Origin of the sequence: Cohnella baijiui (genome assembly GCF_020731285.1) — a bacterium.
Lineage (GTDB): Bacteria > Bacillota > Bacilli > Paenibacillales > Paenibacillaceae > Cohnella.
On record NZ_JAJFOW010000518.1, the window covers coordinates 1 to 210 of the forward strand.

At 51.4% G+C, this 210-nt stretch carries 1 protein-coding gene; it reads right to left on the reverse strand.

What is annotated here, in order from left to right:
- A partial coding sequence (locus tag LKX83_RS33620) for an aminotransferase class III-fold pyridoxal phosphate-dependent enzyme (protein ID WP_227887662.1) occupies positions 1 to 210 on the reverse strand: 210 nt, incomplete at both ends.

Genomic DNA, 210 nt, shown 5'->3' on the forward strand with positions numbered 1-210 from the left:
TCGTCCCATGCGTACCCGGGCCGAACGCTTCAGCCAATGCTTCCTTACCGACAATAGCCCCGATTGGAAAACCGCTGCCAAGCCCTTTGGCGATCGAAATAATATCCGGTTCCATATCATAATGTTGATAGGCAAACCATGCGCCCGTACGACCGATACCGGTCTGTACCTCATCAACAATCAACAGGAGATCATGTGCTGCACACAGTT